Below are 18035 nucleotides of genomic sequence, written 5' to 3'. Positions count from 1 at the left end.
TCATTCAATATCTTTGACAAGGTTTTTCTGGATACGCCAAGTGTTTCAGACATGCTGGTTATAGAAATGTTTAGTGGTTCCAAATAATCTTTCTTCAGAATATATCCGGGATGGGATGGCTGTCTTTTCATTGTCATCATAATAGTCACCTTTTAATGGTAATCATCATAGTCAACGACATAAGCATCGCTATCTATGAATTTAAAAAATATTCTCCAATTTCCCGAGACCCGGACGGAATATTGTCCCTTAAGTTTTCCTGATAGCTTATGCAGGTAGGACCCTGGGAAGTTCATATCAATTATGTCATTTGCAGCGTTCAGTCGATCCAGGATTCTGGATATTTTGTCTGCATGCTCGGGACTAATGCCTCTTGTTGATCCATAATAATAAAATACTTCAAGTCCCTTATGCTTAAAGGATTTAATCATACAGAATTATGTAACCGCAATGGTTACGAATGTCAACCTTTGAAATCATTGAATGTCCGGAGCAAATGATATGACCGATGTAGGTAGCACAGGGAGCATTACGCGTTTCTGACAACCTGATAGGGGACAGTCCCGAAGCCAGGGACAGTCCCCCTCCGGGCTGTCAGCCTCCGGGCAGGAAGCCGTGCCAAGCCATGATAAACCGCTTTTAACCCCAAAAAGCCTGTGACAAACACATCAATTTTTTCAGTTGTCAGAAACGCGTAATGCTCCCGTAGCACACGAATTGACCGATCCAAACTTTTCCGGCAGTCTTCAGGATAATTGAACTGGACTATGCCATACCCATGGACGGAGTCAGGAGCTTAATGCCCATCATTACTGGTGGCAAGACTGGTGCAAAGCGGAGAGTATGATACAGAGGGGAGGTATGGCATTTATGCAAGGCGAGCCCCGTTTTGTAAATTGGTATCTGGTACAGCCAGAACTACTGCTCCATCATCTCTGTGAAAGCCGGTAACCAAACACTCCGACTTGACTGGTCCAATTTGTTTTGGAGGAAAATTAACCACTGCAATGACCTGTTTGCCAAGCAAGTCTTGCTTTGTGTAAAGATCAGTAATCTGAGCACTGGATTTTTTGACACCTATTTCCTGACCAAAATCTATTTGCAGTTTATAGGCTGGGACGCGGGCTTCAGGAAAATCATGGGCATCGATGATAGTGCCTACGCGCAGATCAACTTTTTGAAAATCTTCCCAATCAATATGTATCATACTTTTTTCCTCCTTACAAACGATAAAATGTCAGTGAATTGCTAAAAATTACCATGCGAAATTGATGCAATCGGTTGATTTTTTGTAATATTTTGGTTGGCAAGTAACGAAATTGGTTCATAGCAGACTACGTGCATAAGTCTGGTTCTGCCTAAAGTGAAGACTATCTCATCTCTGCCCCTACTCATCTTTCCTGCCCCATGATAACCCCTTTGTCCAGAAATTTTCTTCGTAAATATTCACCCTGGCACACATGGAAGCCGGTCAACATAATTTTGTTTGCAGTGCTTGAAAATGAAATCAGAGTAGGGACTACTGGTGGCTGGTACTTTGTATAAATCTATTGATTGAGAAAATTTGTTGGGTTTCAAAAATGTGATATTTCTTCGACTTCTGAGTACTATTCTGAAATAATGATGTGTTTTGTGCTACGATGTAGCCGTTACTTATTACTAACTTCATCACACTTGAAGGATAATATTTTGCAAGTGATTATACTGAAATGTTTATGCAGTTCTTACAGTACCCTGGGAAAGCATATTTATATTTTTTCTTGGGGGTAGGATTAGGGGTAGGATTTGTTTTTTCCAAAAAAAGAAGGGTTACGATTTTCACCGTAACCCCTTGATTTTATTGGTAGCGGGGGCAGGATTTGAACCTACGACCTTCGGGTTATGAGCACAAAGCATTAATTTTTATAACCAATTTTATTTAGTTTAATTTACCTTAATTTCCTTTATTTACGCTTGACAACTTAAAAGCTTTTCGGGTAACTTCCTTAACAGATTTTAATTGAATTTATCTTTTTCTAACCAACTGGTTAGAAATAGGTTAGAAAAAAAATAGTCAAATATGCTTCGGGTCAGGCTGCCCAAGGCTTCACACTTTTGGACATTTTGACGGATTTTCTAACTTTTTTCTAACCAAATTTCCCGGAGGTCAGAAAGCATGGGCAAAATGCAAAGGGTTGATCCGAAAAGATGGTCTGGGGTTTATAAGTATGATCTTCAATCAAAAGACATTACCTATTACATTTCGTTTAAGGATGGGGAAAACCGTCTGCGCTGGGAAAAGGTCGGCCTCAAGTCTGAAGGCATTACTCCACAGATTGCAGCAGAAATCCGGGCAGAACGTCTGCGGAATATCCGTCACGGGGATGAGGTCAAGACCACCAAGGAAGTCAAGCGTGAGCGAGCCCAGAAGAATAAACCTGTCCAGGACATTGCCAAAACTTACTTTGAGGAAAAAAAGGACACGCTCAAAGGATATGTCACTGACAAGAACAGGTATGATCTGCATCTTGATCCTGTTGTGGGGAAAATGCCTGTTTCAAAAATCACCATGCTGACCATTGCCCAGATCAAGAAAAACATGAAAGGCAAATCAGACGGGACTGTATGGAATACCTTAGAGCTTCTCCGGCGGCTGACAAATTATGGTCACAAGGTAGGCATGTCTCCAAAGTTATCATTTACAATCGAGATGCCCAAGCGGGACAATGAAGTTGTTGAATATTTGAATGAGGATCAGCTTAAAAGCTTTCTCACGGTTCTGGAAGGTTGGCCTTACAAGCCAGTAGCCAGGATGCTGAAACTTGCAATGTTCACTGGCATGAGGCGTGGTGAAATATTCAGATTGCAGGATCATGATCTGGACTTCACCCAAGAGATCATCACACTGAGAGAGCCGAAAGGGGGCAAGACCGAGTACATACCCATGAGCGAGCCGGTCAAGGATATTCTCCTGGATCAGATAAAATGGCGCGATGAGAAAAAGTCTGGAGCTCCCTATATCTTCCCCGGGAAAAACGGCGGCATGGCAACGGACTGTTCAGCAGCAGACCGGATCAAAGAAAAAGCTGGGCTCCCTGAGTCGTGGAGGCCCTTTCATGGGTTGAGACATCACTTTGCTGTTACCCTGGCCAATTCCGGGCAAGTGGGCCTTGATATGATCCAGGAGCTTCTTTGTCATAAGTCCCAGGCCATGACGAAAAGGTATGGACAGTTTCTCCCACAGACCAAGAAAGCAGCGGCGAACGTGGCAGCGGATCTCTTGCAGCCGAAACAGAAAGATAATGTTATTGAGCTCAAAAAGGTGGTGGAAAAATGAAAGTCAGGCTGAATAAAAAAGGCGAAATTTTCGAGTGCCTCCATGAACCCTTGGAAAAGGTCAGCAAAGATGATCCTGCCTTCCAGGACCGGCTCAGAAAATCTTTTCATTCGCTTTGTACCTTTACCGGAATTGCTTCATCTTACAGGACTAAGGCGAAACGGTTACTGGAACAAGGCATTGACGATGAACGGAAAGAAGGTGTGGAGAAGTTGTTGCTTCGACTCGACGCGGTTGATCGGGCAGTTGAGAGAGGCGATGTTGATGCTGCGCTGATGAATGCTTTTGTTGCAGGGCAGTCAGTGTCAGGGATCAATCTTGAATTTTGGGCTCAGAAAGGGATTGATGCACATGCTAAGTTTTGTGAAGCGGGACAAAAACCAAAGCATGATAAATATTTTGAAAAACTGCTTGTAAGGCTAATCAGGAAGCATCCACGTAAAACGTGGGAAGATCTTCTTGATGTCTTAAAGGAACAACATTGGCACGTTGATGACTGCGAAATATTGTATGATGAATACTATTGTGACAAAAAAAGGAAGCAGATCAATGTTTTTATAAGATCAGATAAAGAAAGTTTAGATAAAAAAAATGAGCTGTCAATTTACACACTTAGAGATTATTTTGGAAGCATTAAGAAAAAAATGAAAAAATCTTTTTCGTAATAACCAGTTACCACGATTAAGGCTTTTTAACCTCCGTCAAACTTAAACAGTTAACGGAGGTTTTTTTATGGAAAAGCGAAAGTTAAGTACCAGGGAAGCTGCTGAATATCTGGCAGCAATCGGAACTCCATTTACGCATAAGACCTTGGAGGTCTGGAGGTGTAAGGGGTTGGGCCCACGTTTTTACAAGGTTGCCCGCAAGATTTTTTATGATCCTGCGGATCTGGAAAGTTTTTCATCCGGGCATGTGGTTGAAACGAACGATTCCAGAAGGGGGTAGGCAATGTCCAAAAGAGAAAAAGCCCCGGATGTGGCAAGCATCAGGGGCAAAAATGTGCGGCTGCTGGGCGACACAATATGTCCTACATCTAATTTATTTTTACGTTTTTGTCAAGACTTTTTCCGCACTATTGGCATCCTCCTAACCATTGCGCTGATGGGAGGAGGCAAGTCATGATGAAAAAATACTGCATTGACTGCGGACGTGGATTCTGGGCTGAACGGGGCGAAACCTGGAAAGTTCGATGCATATCCTGCTGGAAGCAGCAGAAGGAGCAGAAGCAGCACGCTAATTCATCGGATCACGAATCAATGCTGCGGGCACTGATTGCAAAGGTTCGTGATTTACAGATTGAGAACAACAACCTGCGCACCGAGATCGGCTTCATGACAGCAAATGGAACTCGTCAGAGCGACATTCCTTCCAAACTCAAAGCCAAATACAGAGATTTAATCTTCCTATGTCATCCCGACAAGCATGATGGACACCCGAAAGCGGTTGAGGTTGCCTCCTGGCTCAATTCGGAGGTGCGAAATGCATGATTTTCAAAACGCTATCATCGACGGGATTGGTTATGGGCCGGAAGAAATAATTCCTGATGGCAAAATCCACAGGTTCGCAACCTCTGACAAGAGCCAGGACAAAGCCGGGTATTATTGCCTATTTGAACATGGAGACGGGCTCCAGGCGGGGTTTTATGGCGACTGGAGAAACCCTGAATCTTACCTGACATGGCACAGCCAAAACGGAGCCAAGCTTACTGATCAACAAAGAGAGTGGGTCAGGGCAGCTAAGGAAAAAGCTGAAGTTGAACGGTCAAGACTTGCTGAAGATGCAGCGGCCGAAGCTGAAACCATCTGGAACAATGCCGGGCCTGCTCCTGCTGATTGTCCCTACCTTATAAAGAAAAATATCAAACCTTGTGGAGCGAGACTGCACAACAACAAACTGCTGCTCAAAGTCATTAATGCTGACGGTAAAATTCAAAGTTATCAGACCATTGATGATGGTGGCAACAAGAGATTCCTGACTGATGGAAAAGTCAGGGGGGGGTTTTTCTCCATCAAAGGATCTGGTGCTGACGGACCTGTCTTCATTTGCGAGGGGTTCGCCACTGCTGCATCCGTATGGGAAGCCATGAACGGAAAGCATACCGTCCTGGCTGCCTTTAATGCTGGAAATCTCCAGCCGGTTGCTGAAGCAGTAAGAAGTAAATCTCCAGATCGTGAAATTGTCATCTGCTCTGACAATGACCATAAGACAGACGGCAATCCCGGCATGGCATACGCCAGAAAAACGGCTCTGGCTGTCAATGCCAAGCTGACATGGCCGGAGTTTGATTCTGGGGATTTTGGCACTGATTTTAATGACCTTGCAACTTCAAAAGGTCTGGAGGCGGTCAGTCTCAGAATTGAACAAGCTGATTATCCATCCCCAGAGAACCAGGCCGAATCATGGCCGGACCTTATCCCGTTTTCACAATACGATGTTCCAGCAATTAACGCTGATGACCTGCCTTTATGGGCGGGATCAATGGTCAGGGAAATATCAGACTCTTTGCAAGTGCCTGCTGAACTGGCTGTCACAACTGTTCTGGGTGCGGTATCTCTGGCGGTGATAGGCTGTGTTGATGAGGTGGAAGTCAAGACAGGGTATTCTGAAACCTTAAACTTGTATCTTCTGGCAGAATTACCACCAGCGGAACGAAAGTCCGGCACAATAGCAATATCATTCAGACCTATTTACGCTTGGGAATCTGAGCAAGCTGAAGATATGCGAGACAAAATCCGGGCGGCCAGATCCAAGCGTAAGTCCTTGGAAAAGGTAATTGATCAACGCAGGTCTAAACTTTCGAGGATCAAAGACCAGGACAAGCTTAATGAGGAAATCGAATCAATATCAAAGTCTGAAGCTTCACTCCCTGATGTTCCAAAATCACCACGACTGATTTTTGATGACAGTACAAATGAAAGAGTCCCTACTCTACTGAAAGACAATAATGAAGTGGCCGGCATTGTTTCCGCTGAAGGCGGCATGTTCGATACCATGGCCGGAAGATACTCCAAAGGCATTCCGAATCTGGATGTTTACCTGAAAGCTCATTGCGGGGAACCGGTTTCAGTTGATCGTGTTGGCCGTGAACCACTAGTCCTGCTGAAACCCAGACTTGTGATCTGTCTATGTGTCCAGAATGAAGTCATGGAGTCATTGTCCAGTAAGCCGGGGTTTCGTGGGCGCGGGGTCATAGGACGTTTTATATATATCTTGCCTGATTCCAGGCTAGGACACAGAAAAATAGATACCCGGGCAATGTCTGAGAAGGTTATCAGGGAATATGATTCAGGGATCAGAAGTTTGCTTGATCTGCGTGGAGCCGGTTTGAAATTGAAACTATCTCCAGGTGCTTATGAGTTGTGGAAACAGTTCGCTCAGGCAGTTGAAGTTGAACTCAGGCCAGGTGGTCAGTTCGAGGCTATGACCGATTGGGCAGGAAAGTTGCCTGGAGCAGCGGCCAGGATCGCAGGACTCTTTCACTGCATATCATCTTCATTACCTGGAAATCTTACCGTTTCAGCAGAAATCATGGAACAAGCTCTGTCCTTATCCTCAAGATTGGCTGACCATGCCAGGGAAGCAATCGGGCAAATGGGTTGTGATGATTCACGCGCAGCTGCCTTGAGAGTTCTGAAGTGGATACGCGAGACGAGTTCCACAAGGTTTACCGCAAGGAGTTGCTACAAAGCTCTACATGGTACACTTAAGACCATGGCTGAAGTTAAGCCCGGACTAGATACCCTGGAAGAACGAGGATATATCCGCAAGGTTTCAGAACCACCATCAGGACCGGGCAGGCCGTCCAAGGTCTTTGAAGTCAATCCGGAGGTGGTCAGATGAGATTCTCAGAAAAATGGAAAGTATCAAAAACTGACATTACCGAAACCATGCCCAAAAATGCCAATATTCAAAATGAGGCAAAAACTGAGTTTACAAATTCCAGGGCCAAAAATGCCAATATTAACGACAGGGGTATTTTTGGCAATATTGGGCATGAAACTCTTATACCTGATTTTTCAAAAAATCATCTTGCGGATCTTCTGTCAGAAGTTGGTGCAACTATTGTTCATGATAATGGCAGCCAGGTTTTAAGGTTCAAGCCCTTACTGGCTGGACCGAAAGTTGATCCCGGAAGATGGGCCAATGCCCTGGAGTTGGAAGCATTATTTTTTAAACAGAGCGAGGAATAAGACATGAGAAAAATTACATTGAAAGACATAGTCCTGGACAGGACCATTACATTTAAAGGCGAACTCCTGGGCGAATCTAATTGCTTGGGTGAGGTTTATAAAAATCACGACACAGAAGGCTATATTGTCAGAGACCCAAGTGGAGTTTGTGAAGAATACGCTCCTGGGGAGTTATATTTTACCCTTGATCAGTTCCATCCCAAACATGCTTGTCCTGATGTAGGGGGGCCTACCAAAAATGAACTGCTTTCAAGTCTTGTGGGCAGGTACTTGTTAATGTCCGATGCGGCCAAGGTTGACCCCTTCATTGGGGCATTGCTTGATCTTACAGTGTATCGAGATGTTGTTTTTGATTACCTGAACAATGAAGCAGGCGTTTAATATTTAATTATGATGCCCGGCTGAAATATGCCGGGCTTTATGTAGAAATGAGCGCATAAGGGGGGAAAACATGGTATTGCCGGAGAAGCAGCTCTACCACATCAACGAGGTTGCCGGAATATTCCAGGTGCACCCGCGAACAGTAAGAAACTGGATTGAATCAGGCAGGCTCCGTGCGATCAAATATGTTGGCAACCTGCGGATTTCGCGCAAGGATCTGGTTGAATTTGAGAGAAAAGGAGAACGAACAATATGAAATACGACAACAGATTATCGTCAAGGCAACGAGGATATAATTCAAACTGGGAAAAAGTCAGGAAGATGAAACTGAATGCAGACCCTCTATGTGAGCAGTGCAAGTCCAGGGACAAAGTCACCGGGGCAGTTCTTGTTCACCACATCAACTCTAACCCCAGAGATAACAGAGCGGCAAACCTGATGAGCGTGTGCAGGCCGTGTCATGATGTACTGCATTCGTCAAGACATGGATGCGACATCAACGGCAATCCTCTTGATCCTAATCACCCCTGGAACCTTGAGGGAGGGGCATGTTGATCTCCACAGATGCACGTCAGGAACCGAGTATGGGCTTTCGCTCGCTGTTCCCTGGATATTCTCCGGGAAATTCAACCATCATTACAAGGAGTTATAAAATGGGAAAATCAGGACCTAAACCAGCAGGGAGATTGACAGTTGTTGAGCCTTCCGAACTCAAGCGGCCGAATCCTCTTCCTGGGATGAGTGATGCGGCGCGGACTATCTGGAAAAGGATCGTCAACGTTTACGCGCCCGACTACTTCAAGCCCCAGCACTACGATCAGCTGCGGGCGTATTGTGAAGCTGCTGCTCAGCACAAGGAAGCGGTAAAAATGGTCAGGGATCAGGGCGTGATGGTCACGCAGGACAATGGTGTCATCAAGCGTAATCCGTGGGCCCTGGAGCGTGACGCTTGTGCACAGACCATGGCTAACCTGGGAACTAAGTTGTCCATCAACAAGAATGCCACAGCGGTTTCCAGGTTCAAGGACGCTGAAGGGCTAAGGCAGCCTAAGAGTAAACGCGAGGGGCTCCTGTTCCGCAAGTGAGGTTAAAAATGAGATCTGAAAAAATTATTGAGTTCATTGAAACTTTGCGACTTCCGGACGGAACCAGTGTGGGGCGGCCTTTTGTCCTTCGTGACTGGCAAAAGAAGATCATCGGGGAGGTTTACGGACCTACTGATGCACAGGGCAAGCGCATTGTTCGCCATGCAGTGTTTAGCGCGGGCAGGAAGGCAGGCAAGACGGCCATGATCAGCGCAATCTGCTTATGTCATTTGACCGGGCCTGAAGCTATCCAGAATGGGCAGTTGTATAGCTTGAGCGTGGACAGAGAACAGGCTTCCATCTTGTTCAATTATGCCAAAAGTATGGTTTACATGGATGAAGAGCTTTCGGAAAGATTGGTCGTAATCGAGTCACGGAAGCAGATCAAGGATATAATCTCCGGCTCTGTCTATTCAGTCTTGAGTGGTGAGAAAAAGGGGAAAATGGGCAAGAGTTCATCATTCATTGCTTTTGATGAGCTTTCAGAGTTTGGCCGGGACCGGGCCTTGTATGATGCCCTGATTACGTCCACGGCTGCCCATGACGAACCGATGACATGGACATTCAGCACACAGAGTCCGGATGATGGTGCAATTATGTCTGAACTGCTGGATTACGGAGAAAAAGTCCGTGGTGGTGAAATTGAAGATCCAACCTTCAAGAGCTTCCTGTTCACTGTTCCAGATGATCTTGATCCGTTTGATGAACAAAACTGGCACTTGGCTAATCCTAGCCTGGGAGATTTCCGGAGTCTTGAGGAAATGCGCGACTATGCAGCCAAGGCAAAGAGAATGCCTTCCATGCAGGCCAGTTTTGAGAATTTATATCTGAACCGGCGAATTGATGCGGCTGAGCATTTCATTTCATCGGCAATCTGGAAAGCTAATGGCTCTGAACCTGACCTGAGTGTCTTTGAAGATGTGGAATGCTTCGGCGGTCTGGATCTCAGTGCAAAGAATGATCTGACAGTCCTGATCCTGGTGGCTGAAGATTCAGAGAAGAAAATTCACGTCTGGCCATTCTTTTGGAGTCCTGCTGATAATATGCGCGAGCGTGAGGAAAAGGACAGCATGCCGTACAATTTATGGGCCAGCCAGGGGCACCTGACAGCAGTTCCGGGCAAAACCATTGACTACAGGTATGTTGCCAGACAGATCGCGGAGCTTATGGGCAAAGTCCAGATCAGCTCCGTCAAGTTTGACAGGTGGAGAATTGCAGACATGCAGCGGGCAATGGTTGAAGAAGGGATGGACGCATGGATTGAAGGGCAAGACAGCCCTGTTCCGGGTGGCCTTAAGCTGATCAGCCACGGTCAGGGGTTCAAGGACATGAATAGTGCCCTGGAGTGTCTAGAGGATGCCTTGATTGAGGAACGGATCAGGCACGGGAATCATCCTGTCCTGACAATGTGCGCTGGAAATTCCAGGGTTCAGCCTGATGCGGCTGGAAATCGCAAGTTTGACAAAATCAAGTCCACAGGACGGATTGATGGAATTGTTGCTCTGGCAATGGCTCTGAACGGCGCACAGACAGAGTCTGCTCATGTTTCGGCTTATGAAAACCGTGGAGTTCTTGTATTTTAGTAATGATTTCAACTTAACCTAAACTAATCGATAACGGAGTTTACAATGAGAATTGAAAATTTTGACGTGCAGGACTTTGACCTTCTTAAGCCTCTTCTGGATGAAAAGCGCGAATTGAGCCGAAAGGAAATTTTGAACAAGCGCAAGGCTGCGGCTGATGAAATTACCAAGGCCCGGGAAGGCAAAGAGCTTTCTCTTCAAAAAATTGAAGAAGATATTAATGGCAAAAAGGCTGAAGTTCAAGAGGCGCGGGGAAAGGTCAAGAATCTTGAATTTGAAATGGCAGGTCTGCAGGCAGAAAAACAGCGCGAACAGCAACGGATGGAAAGCGTGATCGGCGCGAATCAAAAGATTCTGATTGAGACTTATGACCGGAGAATCGACGAGGCCCAGCAATATTTTCTGGAGAAGCATGACGAACTCCGGAAAGTGTCGATCAGCGAGCAAGTCAGGAATGAGGGCCGTAACATCGTCAACATGAAGTCCAAAAAAGTTGTTTACAGTAACCATGCTTCAGTTAAGGCGGCCCTACAATATTGCATGGACGCTTACAGGGCGTTGGATGGAATGAAGATGTTACCGGATTTTGATCCAGAAGAAATTGAAAAAATCAAATCAGAAATCCCTGATCCCCGTGAGCTTGTCAGTCACGAGGCAGAAACTCCCATTGCGGAAAACGCTGACTGGTCACTCTGGAAGCTGTTTAGAAAGATAGACGCTGTATTAAATACATAGGAGGAATTATGTTTGATCAAAAACTTTTGAGTGAATTGCAAGAGTCCCACGTCCGAAACGCAGAAGAGATCCTTAACCGGGTTCCTGAAAAGTTGATCCAGGGCGTATCCTGGCAAGTGTTCGGACGGAAGCGGGTGCAGGTTGGAAATCTGATGTTCCGTGACGGAGATTCTCAAGAGAGTGGGCGCATGGATCGCGGTCATCATAACCGATTTATGATGCGGCGTTTTAACATCTAAGCCATATCCGGGCGCGTAATCAGGCTGTTTTATATGCGTCCGGATACATTAACGCATAAGAATTAAGCAAAAAGTATTATTGACAGTATATGAATTTTTATTGTAGTAACAAGATAGGTCTAAAACAGTAAATAATCATAGCATTATTTATGCTCAGTATCTAATTACTTGCTATTACGTGGAGGGAAAAATAATGGCGACTATCGGAAGATTAAATATAGAGCTTGTAAGTAACGTTGCAAGACTTCAGCGAGATATGAATTCAGCCTCAAATGTAATCCAGCGGACGACACAGAGCATGACCCGCATGTTTAGGGGCGTGGCCGTTGCCTTTGCCGGTGCTTTCAGTGTCCGGGCTATCCAGGGCGCAATCAGCGAAACCCTAAAAATGGCTGATGCTACGGCTAAGCTGTCAAGGCAAGTTGGGGTATCAATTGAACTTTTATCATCTTATCAACACGCCGCTAATTTAAGCGGAACATCAATACAAAATGTGGGCAATTCCCTGGGCAGGCTGTCCAGGAATATGCTTGACGCTTCACAGGGGACTGGTGAAGCCCGTAAGGGTTTTGAACGTCTTGGCGTATCCGTTACTGATACCGGGGGTAAACTCAGGTCCTCAGATGCGGTTATGGGGGATATTGCAGACAGGTTTGCCCGCATGGAAGACGGTGCAGAAAAGACCGCTCTTGCAATGCAGATTTTCGGAAAATCAGGCCGCGAATTAATTCCAATGCTCAATCAGGGCCGTGAAGGGCTGGAAGAGATGAGGGCTGAAGCAGAAAAGTTGGGCCTTACCCTGTCAACGGAAATGGCTCAGGACGTGGAGCAGTTTAACGACCAGATGACCCGGATCAAAGGGGCCATGAGCGGCGCAAAGCTTGAGATCGTATCAAATCTTGTTCCTGCAATGACCACCGCTGCTGATCGAACTTATGAATGGGTTGAGGCGAACAGAGAGTTGATTGCCTTAAATGTTAATAAGTACGTAACACAGATTGAAACGAGTTTTCGCGGACTTTATGAATTATATAGTGCAGTGCCGGATGATGCCCGCTCAGGTATTGGCATTTTGGGAGTGGCACTCCTTGGTAAGAAATATGCCGTTGCAATGGCTGCTTTTATGTTGATCCCAAAGCTATTGAATACCGCTCAGGGGGCAGCTCATGCCTTTAAGGGTGAACTGGACTGGTCAGATTTCGCCAGAATGGGCCCGGATGAACTGGCAAAGGCTTTATCTGAAATCAATGCGAAGCTCCAGGCTGCGGCTGGAGAAGCTGAAAACACTGGCCAGGCAATTCTTGAGGGAAATAAACTCGCAAGCCGTTCGACTGAACAGCTGGTCACAATTATGAACAATGCCAACTTGCCGGAGCACTACCGGGAACTGGCAAGAGAAGTTCTGCATTTCAATAATATGCAGCTTGATGCGTGGGAAAGGTCCGGGCACGCTACCAGGGACTACACAAAAGAAATTGGAAATGCCGGTGACTCCACAGATGATGCTGGTGGAAAATTCGAGGCAACTGCTGAACAGATTGACAAGGTAACTGCGGCACTCAGTCACGCTTTACAGTTCCAGGTGGACTATGCCCGAGAGCAAGAATACTGGGCCGGAATCAATGCTGATGTCAATAAGGCTATGCAGAACCATGTTGAAACAGTTGAAGATTTGGCCGAACACTACCGGCGTAAAACTGAAATGCTGTCCATGACTGCAATGGAGCAGGATATTTATAATGCAATCCTGCGCATGGGCACGGAAGCCACCACAGAGCAGATCCGGGCCGTGACGGACGAGATCAAAGCATACCATGAAAAGCGTAAGGCTCTTGAAGGCAATATCGGCGCAGAACGTAAGCGCGTATCAGAAGTCAGGCGCACATCATCTGAAGTTGAGCGAATGATTGAACGTATGCTCGGCAACATCCAGGATGCAGCGGGGTCAACTTTCAGAAAGATGCTTGATAACGGAGTAAGTTCTTTTAAAGACCTGGGAAAATCTTTCGTTGACATTATGAAAGATTCACTTGCTCAGATCATGGCTTACTTTGCTCAGACTCCAATTATTATTCCATTGCAAATTCCAAAAGGTGGCAAGTAATGACATACGTTAATATTTTATTGGAAGAAAGAGAGATCAAGGCTTTAAGCGACACACAGCAAGCTGATTATAACGATACAGTGATAGATGGAAAGCTCAGGAAAATTAGACCAGCTTGCAACTGCATCATCACAGGGCGCGGGAATGTAGAAATACTTGATAAATTCACAGAAAGAGCAAACAGCAGTGGATGCCGTGACTTTGATGATCTTAGGGAAATTACCCCTGGTTTATTCCGGGAAGTGTGGCGGGGGTTTTTTAGGGATATTGCCCGTAAAGAATTTCCGAAAGCACCTAAGGTAGTGATTGAGCATGTAATTGACCAGTTGGAAAAAGAGCCGAACGGAGGCACTTGCGAATTGTTCATAGCTGGCCATTCAAACAAGTTTGACAAGATGTGCATGTTGTTAATGACTTCTTATGGAGATTTCAAAGAAAAAATTCTCAAGGCTCCCTTCTGCTTTGCTCCTGAAGGTCCTGCCGTGGATAAGTTCACGGGCCAACTGGGGCGAATGCCACAGACATCAGAAGACCTTAAAACGTTGCTGGGGTTTCAATTTAAGTGGGCCGTAACGGGCGAATGGAAGTCCAGCGTGGGGTCTAGTGCGTGGACAAAAAAGGTTGAAGAGAATGGCGTTTCCATCCCTGAGGGTCCGGTTGAACTTTGCACTCTGGGGCTGGAAGGTGTTTGCGATTATCAAGAGATTGGAACTTTCCAGAACTGTCTTGATCTTGCCGATAAATTCCAGCCGGTGCAGGCCAAGAGTGTGAAGGTAGGCCGAAATCTTCCCTGTCCTTGTGGCAGCGGTAAAAAATTTAAAAAATGCTGCGGGTGATATTATGAACTTTCAAAAAATGGCAGATAATATTGAAATACAGCGCAAAGAGGCACTCCACATAAAAAATAACGCAATGCTGAACCTATGCGATTCTGGCAAGTTGTCCATAACCAAAAAAAGGAAGGCGAAAAAGCTTCTGAAGTATTTTTTCTTCCTTGAAAAGGAAATACTAAGAGCATTGCACGACACCGAAAAGTTACCTGGAAGCAAAGAGATCATTCCACAGTTTTTTCAAGATACCGTTTACAGGTTCCTTGACGAAACACGCGAGGCCATAGGTTTTCTCAATGAGCGCATCCAGGTAAAATAAAAATCTCCTTCACCCTCCACCTCATTAAGCCGGACTGTCAAAATTGATGGTTCGGCTTTTTGTTTTTTGGTACTCAAAAAAAACGAGGCCGCAGGAGCCGCTCTAAGGGCATCCGCAGGGGTTCCGAGGGGTTTAGTATGGGCTGAATCGATACAGGGCAAATATGAGCTTGATTTAAGATATTGTTTTAATTGAACTATTTACGGAAATGTTTTTTAATTAAATATATTGACATCAATTAGTTAAGCAATTAAAAAGCTAATTAACGCACATAAACAAGGAGATCAAAAAATGTCTGAACCAAAGTACAAAAATGTTTCCATCCGACTGGCTGAAGAAGAGCACCGGGAGTTGAAAATTCTGGCGGCTGAACTGGGCCTGACCATCAAAGCTCTTCTGCTGATGTGTGTGGAAAAACTGAAAGAGGATAAAGGTAAGTAAATAATTTATTGTCCAGGGCGGGCAATGGCACTGCCTACCCCGGACGGAACCACAACAAACCCAAGGGAGGTTTTGCCATGGCAGATGAACAATTAAGCCAAACACAGACTAAAGTCCAGATTGATGATGTTAAGGACGGTCTTTACAGGATTAGCGCAAGTCTGAATTTTCTTTCAGATACCCTTGTTCAGCAAGAGGAATATGGTCTGGAAGAAATCATTGACGCTATCCGAGACCGGCTCCAGAAACAGATCCACAGACTTGACCTCTTGCCGGATGAACTCGGAATCTTACATGGGGCACTTGATGGAACAAAAAGCTAATATCGCACTGCTTTCATTAGGAGGTAAATGTCATGACAGATTTGGAATATGCAAAATTTATTGACCAGCACCGGGATCTTATCGACAAGGTATATGATGCACTTGTGGTCAAGGGCGTATCAGGGGAAGAACTGAGCCAGGGGCTTAAAAATTTAGTGAAGAATGAAAATAAGCAGGAGGGCAAATAAAATGTCAGAGAATACATCCACAGGAGAACTGGATATCAAGCAAGAGCTGTTCCATGAAATGACAGAGCTGGGGATCATGGCTCACGGACTTGAATCTCTATCCAAAAGTTATCTCAACTCAGAGGATTATGGAGGATATACGGTCCTGAGTGGCATCTATAAGGCTATGACCGAAAGAGTAAATAATCTTGAGAGCCTGATCTGCAAATTGCCGGGTGGACTGCGATAACATCAAGATGGTGGTCAGAGTTGGAGCCCTGGTCAGAAATGGCCAGGGCTTTTTTTGTTGTGGGGGCAGCTTTTTTATTCTGGTTAGAAATAGGTTAGAAAAAATTAAAAAGGCTTAGAAGCTGTTGCCTCTAAGCCTTTGATTTTATTGGTAGCGGGGCCAGGATTTGAACCTGAGACCTTCGGGTTATGAGCCCGACGAGCTACCATACTGCTCCACCCCGCATCGCGTAATCAAAATGAATAATTCTTTAGGGAATCGTTGTCAACAACTAATTTGATTATTTTTATTTTCAATATGGAAATAAGGAGTAAAAGAATCAACATACAGGATAATTATTGAATTGACATGTTTGCGAAAGATCATTTAAAAATAACCCTTGTTATTAATCGTCGAGGGTAAGGCTTAAGGCACCTGGAAGCAGAGTTTAATTTGAGCTTTGGTTTTCAAAATCTGGTTTCCGTAACCAAAGGACGAAGTTACAAGAGAATTTGAATCAAACGGTTCGGTACTGCAAATTTTTTATTGAAATAGCTAATCAGTTAACACTAAGGCAAGTTCAGTGTATCATAAAATCGGTCTGTTAGGTCCTGGGAGATTTTTGAATCAGGTAGTCAATAAATTGACTAATGCAGGTGTAGACTACTCCACAGTGGTTTCAGGAGTGTGCCTGACGGACCAGGGAGATTTCCAAGCTGAAATTCCTGTCTTTACGACCTGGAGAGAGATGGTGCAGCACTGTTCTTTGGATTTTATTGCATTGCTTGTTAATGATTTGGAGCTGAAAAAAGATTTGCGGACCAATTTACCTCTGAATATTGATTTGACTGAAGAAGTTCCTGGTAAAGCAGTGATAATTAATATCATAGCTCGGTCAGTTTATAAAAAAAAATACGAAAAGAAAATCAAGATTCTTGAAAAACTGGTTGAGGCCCTGCCTTTTCCAACCATAACCTTTAATAAACATGGGTTTGTATCGCATTGGAACAGCAGTTGTGAGCGTTTGACCAAGGTGAGTGCTGAGTCTGTTATCTCAAAAAAAGATATTGGCCGCATATTTTACAATGAAGACCGCTTACTGATCGGTCAGATGCTCATGCAGAACTTTACTCTTGTTGATTACAGGCAATTCTTTCCTGATCCAGACCTCGAAATCCTAATGGAGGATGGGGCTGTGACTATTAGAGGATTCATGCACTTCAGAAGGCAGATGCAAGGGTTTTATCAGGTAAACTGTCAAAAGATATTTCTTGACGGTGAGGTGATTGGCGTTATCCAACTGATTCAAGACTTGAACGCCATGACAATGCTCCAGGAAGATGCATCCAAAAAGCAGGCTGCTCTGCACAGCATTGTCAGCCACCTGCCGTTTCCTATGATTCAGTCATCATCTACTGGGGAAGTGATCTTTATCAACAGAGCTGGATCTGAAATGCTTGGTCACAGTCAGCAGGAGGCTCAGAACGCTTCGCGTAACCTCTTTCAGATGCGGCCTGAGATAATTGAAGAATTTTCTGATTTTATTCGTAACCTTTCGCTTGCTGATAATGATAGCTATATCCATGAAAGGCAGCATTCCAAAATTCTGTTTTGGGATAATGTCCACTGGGAGGTGACCTGTTTAAGCCCTCCAGGTCAGAATTTAGAATTGATATGGATTGTACGCAATGTTTCAGACAAGGAAAAAGAATCTCAGCTAAATACTGCTATAGCAATGGTGGGGACTATATGTCATGAATTGTCTCAACCATTGACAGCCATAATAAATTCCTCCCAGCTTCTGGCCAGAACCAAAGCAGAAGATGTAGAAAGGTCACAAAGGCATCAGAAAATAATTAGTGAACAGGGTGACAGGCTGTTCGATATTTACAGGAAGCTGCAAAATATCACTCAGGTAAGGATGCAGAAATATCTGGATACTCAGATACTTGATCTTGACGAGTCTGTTGAAGAAATGCATTTTCAAAAAAATGACAAGAAAAGCTAAGTTAAAAAAAATAAGCATGTAAAATGGCTGAATGAAAGCCATCAGAGCTCATAAAAAAACCCGGGTTCACCATGGGCGAATTTAT

24 protein-coding genes and 1 tRNA gene are annotated in these 18035 nt (G+C 44.8%); 22 read left to right on the top strand and 3 right to left on the bottom strand.

The window, feature by feature from the left end; all coding sequences use genetic code 11:
* Positions 1-152 precede the first annotated feature (152 nt).
* Positions 153-431 carry a type II toxin-antitoxin system RelE/ParE family toxin gene (locus tag LZ23_RS03950; protein ID WP_045211767.1) on the bottom strand — a complete coding sequence of 93 codons (279 nt, stop codon included), beginning with the start codon at positions 429-431 and terminating at the stop codon, positions 153-155.
* Positions 432-868: 437 nt separating this feature from the next.
* Positions 869-1207: a tRNA-binding protein gene (locus tag LZ23_RS03945; RefSeq protein WP_045211765.1), complete on the bottom strand. Its 339-nt coding sequence runs from the start codon at positions 1205-1207 to the stop codon at positions 869-871.
* A gap of 948 nt (positions 1208-2155) precedes the next feature.
* On the opposite strand from LZ23_RS03945, the gene LZ23_RS03940 reads away from it, so the two are divergent.
* From LZ23_RS03940 to LZ23_RS03855, 21 genes are all read left to right on the top strand, one after another.
* The gene (locus LZ23_RS03940) at positions 2156-3316 is read left to right on the top strand and encodes a tyrosine-type recombinase/integrase (protein WP_045211763.1); all 1161 of its coding nucleotides are present in this window, start codon (positions 2156-2158) and stop codon (positions 3314-3316) included.
* A complete protein-coding gene (locus LZ23_RS03935) occupies positions 3313-3981 on the top strand; it encodes a hypothetical protein (protein ID WP_045211762.1) in 669 nt (222 codons plus the stop codon). Before LZ23_RS03940 ends, LZ23_RS03935 begins: the two co-directional genes overlap by 4 nt.
* Before the next feature lie 67 nt (positions 3982-4048).
* Complete coding sequence (locus LZ23_RS03930) at positions 4049-4261, top strand: hypothetical protein (protein ID WP_045211760.1); 213 nt, start codon at positions 4049-4051, stop codon at positions 4259-4261.
* A gap of 3 nt (positions 4262-4264) precedes the next feature.
* Positions 4265-4438 carry a hypothetical protein gene (locus tag LZ23_RS23895; protein ID WP_157493104.1) on the top strand — a complete coding sequence of 58 codons (174 nt, stop codon included), beginning with the start codon at positions 4265-4267 and terminating at the stop codon, positions 4436-4438.
* Complete coding sequence (locus LZ23_RS03925; RefSeq protein ID WP_045211758.1) at positions 4435-4803, top strand: J domain-containing protein; 369 nt, start codon at positions 4435-4437, stop codon at positions 4801-4803. The genes LZ23_RS23895 and LZ23_RS03925 overlap by 4 nt, the downstream gene beginning before the upstream one ends.
* Positions 4796-7156 (top strand): DUF3987 domain-containing protein, encoded by a 2361-nt coding sequence (locus tag LZ23_RS22280; RefSeq protein ID WP_052507095.1) that lies wholly within the window; start codon positions 4796-4798, stop codon positions 7154-7156. The genes LZ23_RS03925 and LZ23_RS22280 overlap by 8 nt, the downstream gene beginning before the upstream one ends.
* Positions 7153-7506: a hypothetical protein gene (locus tag LZ23_RS03915; protein WP_045211757.1), complete on the top strand. Its 354-nt coding sequence runs from the start codon at positions 7153-7155 to the stop codon at positions 7504-7506. The genes LZ23_RS22280 and LZ23_RS03915 overlap by 4 nt, the downstream gene beginning before the upstream one ends.
* A 3-nt stretch (positions 7507-7509) precedes the next feature.
* On the top strand, positions 7510-7887 hold the full coding sequence (locus LZ23_RS03910; protein ID WP_045211755.1) for a hypothetical protein: 378 nt from the start codon (positions 7510-7512) through the stop codon (positions 7885-7887).
* A gap of 70 nt (positions 7888-7957) precedes the next feature.
* Positions 7958-8143 (top strand): helix-turn-helix domain-containing protein, encoded by a 186-nt coding sequence (locus LZ23_RS03905; protein ID WP_045211753.1) that lies wholly within the window; start codon positions 7958-7960, stop codon positions 8141-8143.
* Positions 8140-8442: an HNH endonuclease signature motif containing protein gene (locus LZ23_RS03900; RefSeq protein ID WP_052507094.1), complete on the top strand. Its 303-nt coding sequence runs from the start codon at positions 8140-8142 to the stop codon at positions 8440-8442. Before LZ23_RS03905 ends, LZ23_RS03900 begins: the two co-directional genes overlap by 4 nt.
* Positions 8436-8972, top strand: a complete 537-nt coding sequence (locus LZ23_RS03895) for a P27 family phage terminase small subunit (RefSeq protein WP_084590881.1) — start codon at positions 8436-8438, stop codon at positions 8970-8972. The genes LZ23_RS03900 and LZ23_RS03895 overlap by 7 nt, the downstream gene beginning before the upstream one ends.
* 8 nt (positions 8973-8980) lie before the next feature.
* Complete coding sequence (locus LZ23_RS03890; protein ID WP_045211750.1) at positions 8981-10555, top strand: terminase large subunit; 1575 nt, start codon at positions 8981-8983, stop codon at positions 10553-10555.
* A 45-nt stretch (positions 10556-10600) separates the two neighbouring features.
* Positions 10601-11290, top strand: coding sequence for a hypothetical protein (locus tag LZ23_RS03885; RefSeq protein WP_045211748.1), 690 nt, complete (start codon positions 10601-10603; stop codon positions 11288-11290).
* 8 nt (positions 11291-11298) lie between these two features.
* Positions 11299-11529, top strand: a complete 231-nt coding sequence (locus LZ23_RS03880; protein WP_045211746.1) for a hypothetical protein — start codon at positions 11299-11301, stop codon at positions 11527-11529.
* 193 nt (positions 11530-11722) lie between these two features.
* Positions 11723-13633, top strand: a complete 1911-nt coding sequence (locus LZ23_RS03875) for a phage tail tape measure protein (protein ID WP_045211745.1) — start codon at positions 11723-11725, stop codon at positions 13631-13633.
* Positions 13633-14469, top strand: a complete 837-nt coding sequence (locus LZ23_RS25280; protein WP_045211743.1) for an SEC-C metal-binding domain-containing protein — start codon at positions 13633-13635, stop codon at positions 14467-14469. The genes LZ23_RS03875 and LZ23_RS25280 overlap by 1 nt, the downstream gene beginning before the upstream one ends.
* A gap of 4 nt (positions 14470-14473) precedes the next feature.
* Complete coding sequence (locus tag LZ23_RS03865) at positions 14474-14782, top strand: hypothetical protein (RefSeq protein WP_045211741.1); 309 nt, start codon at positions 14474-14476, stop codon at positions 14780-14782.
* Between the two features lie 291 nt (positions 14783-15073).
* Positions 15074-15223, top strand: a complete 150-nt coding sequence (locus tag LZ23_RS23890) for a hypothetical protein (RefSeq protein ID WP_157493103.1) — start codon at positions 15074-15076, stop codon at positions 15221-15223.
* A 77-nt stretch (positions 15224-15300) separates the two neighbouring features.
* A complete protein-coding gene (locus LZ23_RS03860; RefSeq protein ID WP_157493102.1) occupies positions 15301-15546 on the top strand; it encodes a hypothetical protein in 246 nt (81 codons plus the stop codon).
* Positions 15547-15578: 32 nt separating this feature from the next.
* Positions 15579-15734, top strand: coding sequence for a hypothetical protein (locus LZ23_RS23885; RefSeq protein WP_157493101.1), 156 nt, complete (start codon positions 15579-15581; stop codon positions 15732-15734).
* A 1-nt stretch (position 15735) separates the two neighbouring features.
* Complete coding sequence (locus tag LZ23_RS03855) at positions 15736-15963, top strand: hypothetical protein (protein WP_045211737.1); 228 nt, start codon at positions 15736-15738, stop codon at positions 15961-15963.
* 148 nt (positions 15964-16111) lie between these two features.
* Here the strand turns inward: LZ23_RS03855 and LZ23_RS03850 are convergent.
* Positions 16112-16188, bottom strand: a tRNA-Met gene (locus LZ23_RS03850).
* A gap of 376 nt (positions 16189-16564) precedes the next feature.
* On the opposite strand from LZ23_RS03850, the gene LZ23_RS03845 reads away from it, so the two are divergent.
* Positions 16565-17950, top strand: coding sequence for a histidine kinase dimerization/phospho-acceptor domain-containing protein (locus tag LZ23_RS03845; protein WP_157493100.1), 1386 nt, complete (start codon positions 16565-16567; stop codon positions 17948-17950).
* Positions 17951-18035: the final 85 nt, after the last annotated feature.

Origin of the sequence: Desulfonatronovibrio magnus (genome assembly GCF_000934755.1) — a bacterium.
Lineage (GTDB): Bacteria > Desulfobacterota > Desulfovibrionia > Desulfovibrionales > Desulfonatronovibrionaceae > Desulfonatronovibrio > Desulfonatronovibrio magnus.
Note: the sequence above shows the minus strand (reverse complement) of the source record. Positions and strands in the feature narration are given on the sequence as shown.